The organism is Propionivibrio sp., assembly GCF_016790145.1.
GTDB lineage: Bacteria > Pseudomonadota > Gammaproteobacteria > Burkholderiales > Rhodocyclaceae > Propionivibrio.
In genome coordinates, this window is the sequence record NZ_JAEUOI010000122.1 from 1 (window position 1) to 3,473 (window position 3,473).

The following is a 3,473-nucleotide window of genomic DNA, read 5'->3' on the forward strand; positions in this document are numbered from 1 at the left end:
GGTTTTGCGCGAACGGATGATCAGTGTGGGTCTTGCGGCGGTCATTGCCCTGGTTATGGCCATGCCTGCGGCGTACGCTGAAACTTCGAAGGAACGTCATGCTCGCGAAGGAAAGCGGCAGGGCGGGGGTCAGAGCCAGCAACCGTCGCGAAACCCGCGTGAAGCACAGCGGCCCTATGCCAAGCGTAGCGAGGGCGGCGACGAGCAGCGGACGCAGCGGCTTTCGCCAGAGGAGCGACGCCAGTTGCGGCGTGACATCAAGGATGCCGGCAGCGAGATCTATCCGCCGCGCCGGTAGTTTTCCTCAGGACTGCTCCAATGATTCCAAGGATTCCAAGGATTGCCATTGCCATTGGCCTGTGGGCATTATTGCTCGCCCTTAATGCGGATGCTGCGCCCATGGGTCGCGATGAGGCGAGGCATTTGCTCAACCGTACCTGTTTTGGCGCGCCTCAGCGAGAGCTTGTCGAATTCGCGCGCTTGTCACGTGAACAGGCCATTGATCGACTGCTTTCGTCCCGTAGTGCAGTCCCGATACAGGCACCGCCAGTGCTTGAATTTGTCAGCCCGGCCGGCCTGAAGAGTGTATCTGACGAGGAACGCAAGGCGCTGATCCGGGAAGAATTCCGCAAGGGTCTGGCGGCACGCGCCTGGTGGTTGCAGGAAATGATTTCGGCGCCAACCCCTGCCGATGCGCTGCGGGAAAGAATGACCCTGTTCTGGCACAACCACTTTGTTTCAAGCCAGCAAAAGGTCAAGTCCGCTCAATTGATGCTGCAGCAGAATCTCCTGCTACGGCGTCATGCTCTGGGAAATTTTCCGGACATTCTGCACGCGCTCAGCAAAGACCCGGCGATGATCGTTTATCTTGATTCGGCAAGCAACCGGAAGGGCAGCCCGAATGAAAACTTTGCGCGGGAGGTGATGGAACTATTTACCCTTGGCGAAGGACATTACAGCGAACAGGACATCAAGGAGGCCGCGCGTGCTTTCACCGGCTGGAGTCTGGAGCGGGAAAGCGGCCGCTTTCTCTGGCGGGTGCAGGCGCATGACCAGGGAGTCAAGCATGTGCTGGGTGCCGCAGGAGATTTTGACGGTGACGCCGTGCTCGATATTCTCCTGCGCCAGCCGGCAACGGCCGAGTTCATCGTCGACAAGTTATGGCGCGAGTTTGTCTCGCCTGAGCCGGACGTCAAGGAAAGCAGAAGAATCGCCGCAATCTTTCGCAGCTCGGGCTACGACATCAAGACCGCATTGCGCGAGTTGCTTGTCTCGCCGGCGTTCTGGGCAAAGGAAAACCGCGCGACGCTGGTCAAATCACCGGCGGATCTTGTAGTTGGCACTCTGCGAACGCTCGAAATCCGTGTTCCGGATGCCTTGCCATTCGCCTTCACGATGCGCAGTCTCGGGCAGGACCTGTTTGCACCGCCGAATGTCAAAGGCTGGCCTGGCGGTGAGGCATGGATCAATTCACAAACCCTTCTGGCTCGCAAGCAGTTCGTTGAACGTCTGTTACAAATAGAATACCTGGGCAAGGAGATGGCAGGTGTTGAAGCCGCCGGGATTCCCGATCAGCGCACTCCGATGCAAGCAGATCGCCGCCCACGGCAGTTACGTGAGGAATTTGGCAAGGGAGCTGCCGCCGCCGAAGGGGATACCCGAATGCGCATGCTGCAGGCACTCGCTGAAATCCGCTTTGACTCGAATAAATGGCTGTCGCAGTTCCCCGATCGGCAAGCGCTCAGTGCGGCCCTGTTACCGATTGCATCAAGATCGGCGCCGCTGGATGAGTTTCAAGGTCTTGCTCTGTTACGCGTACTGCTGCTCGACCCCGGATATCAACTCAAATGAGCAACTCAATTAACGAGCATGCCAGGCAACGGCGAAATTTTCTGAAACGTCTCGCTGCGGCGGGCTTCATATCACTTTCACCGCAACTCGCCTCGGCTGCCGGAGCGGATTATCGCCGTCTTTTGGTGCTCGTCGAACTCAAGGGAGCCAATGATGGACTCAACACCGTCATTCCTTTTGCCGACCCGGAATACGCCCGCCTGCGCCCACGCATTGGCATCAGGCGCGACGAGATCATCCCGCTTGATGAGCGCAGCGCATTGCATCCCTCGCTGCAGCCGCTGATGGCGCTCTGGCAGCAGCGGGAACTGGCCATTGTGCAGTCGATCGGCTACCCGTCACCCAATCTCTCGCATTTTCGCTCAATCGAAATCTGGGAGACGGCATCAAGGAGTGATCAGTACCTGTCCGATGGCTGGCTGGCAAGGACTTTTACCGCCTATCCGACACCCGCTACCTATGTGGCCGACGGGGTAGTGATTGCTTCGAACGAACTCGGACCGCTGGCGGGATCTGGCGTGCGTGCGATTGCGCTTTCAGATGCCGAGCAGTTTGCGCGGCAGACAAAGCTGGCCCATCCGGGAGTGGCGAGTGGCAATGCGGCGCTCAGACATCTGCTCAAGGTTGAAGACGATGTCGTCTCTGCGGCCAATCGCTTGCATAGCGGCTACCTGTTCAAAACCGGGTTTCCCAGGAGTGCTTTTGGTAATGCCGTAAAAGCCGGCTGTCAGGTCGTCGCCTCGGGAAGTGGCGTTGCCGCGCTGCGCCTTACGCTGAACGGTTTCGATACCCATCAGAATCAGCCTGCAACCCATGCCAATCTTCTCAAACAGCTCGCTGAAGGATTGCTGGCCTTGAAGGATGCACTCGGCGAACTTGGGCGCTGGGATGACACTCTGGTCATGACCTACTCTGAATTTGGCCGGCGACCGAGAGAGAATCAATCGAACGGTACGGATCACGGCACGGCGGCGCCACATTTCGTTCTTGGCGGGCGTGTCCGTGGTGGCCTTTACGGCGAGGCGCCGAAGCTCGACCGGCTCGACGGAAACGGAAATCTGCCGTTTTCGCTCGATTACCGCAGTCTCTACGCCACGGTACTTGAGCGCTGGTGGGGCGTATCCTCAGCAACGGTGCTCGGTGCCCGCTATCCGGCCCTTGAGTTTATACGCTCATAATGTCAAGGCGCTGTGGAGTTCTTGCAATTGAAAAAAAACGGGAGCCGCAACCCCCGTTTCAATCGCCAATTTGGCCTGGCACAGACCTTGGCACGTTTCAGACGCAAGACCCGCCCGTGAGCGAAAAAGAGCCGGCTTCCCTGATAAATTACTGGCCGCGCCTTTGGGCGTAGAACTGGTTGGCTTCGGCGATCATTTGTTGACCGCGTTCCTGGGCGTTAATGAAGGCTGCTTCAGCGAGCATTTGCTGGTAACCGTCATCGCCTGTGAATAAAACTGGCTTGCCTGAAGCGGACGCTTGCCACGCCGATCCATTGGTTTCGGACTTCATTGCAGATTCTTGATAGGTACTCATTTTCGTCTCCTGATTGACATGTAATTGGGGTAGAGAACAAGCATCGATTAACCTTAAAAAAGGGTAGTCGTAAATGATGGATGCCCTGT

4 protein-coding genes are annotated in these 3,473 nt (G+C 57.6%); 3 read left to right on the forward strand and 1 reads right to left on the reverse strand.

What is annotated here, in order from left to right; translation table 11 throughout:
- From JNM42_RS10655 to JNM42_RS10665, 3 genes are all read left to right on the forward strand, one after another.
- Positions 1-298: hypothetical protein (locus JNM42_RS10655; RefSeq protein ID WP_294269262.1), on the forward strand; the 298-nt coding region annotated here is incomplete at its 5' end.
- A gap of 20 nt (positions 299-318) precedes the next feature.
- Positions 319-1,851, forward strand: coding sequence for a DUF1800 domain-containing protein (locus tag JNM42_RS10660; protein ID WP_294269264.1), 1,533 nt, complete (start codon positions 319-321; stop codon positions 1,849-1,851).
- On the forward strand, positions 1,848-3,029 hold the full coding sequence (locus JNM42_RS10665; RefSeq protein WP_294269266.1) for a DUF1501 domain-containing protein: 1,182 nt from the start codon (positions 1,848-1,850) through the stop codon (positions 3,027-3,029). The genes JNM42_RS10660 and JNM42_RS10665 overlap by 4 nt, the downstream gene beginning before the upstream one ends.
- Positions 3,030-3,177: 148 nt before the next feature.
- Here JNM42_RS10665 and JNM42_RS10670 read toward each other — a convergent pair.
- Positions 3,178-3,473, reverse strand: a 296-nt coding sequence (locus JNM42_RS10670) for a hypothetical protein (protein ID WP_294269268.1), incomplete at its 5' end; no start/stop codon positions are given.

Bases quoted from the DNA above. Each gene is read 5' to 3' on its own strand.
- JNM42_RS10660 (WP_294269264.1), top strand. From the start codon at position 319: ATGATTCCAAGGATTCCAAGGATTGCCATTGCCATTGGCCTGTGGGCA.
- JNM42_RS10665 (WP_294269266.1), top strand. From the start codon at position 1,848: ATGAGCAACTCAATTAACGAGCATGCCAGGCAACGGCGAAATTTTCTG.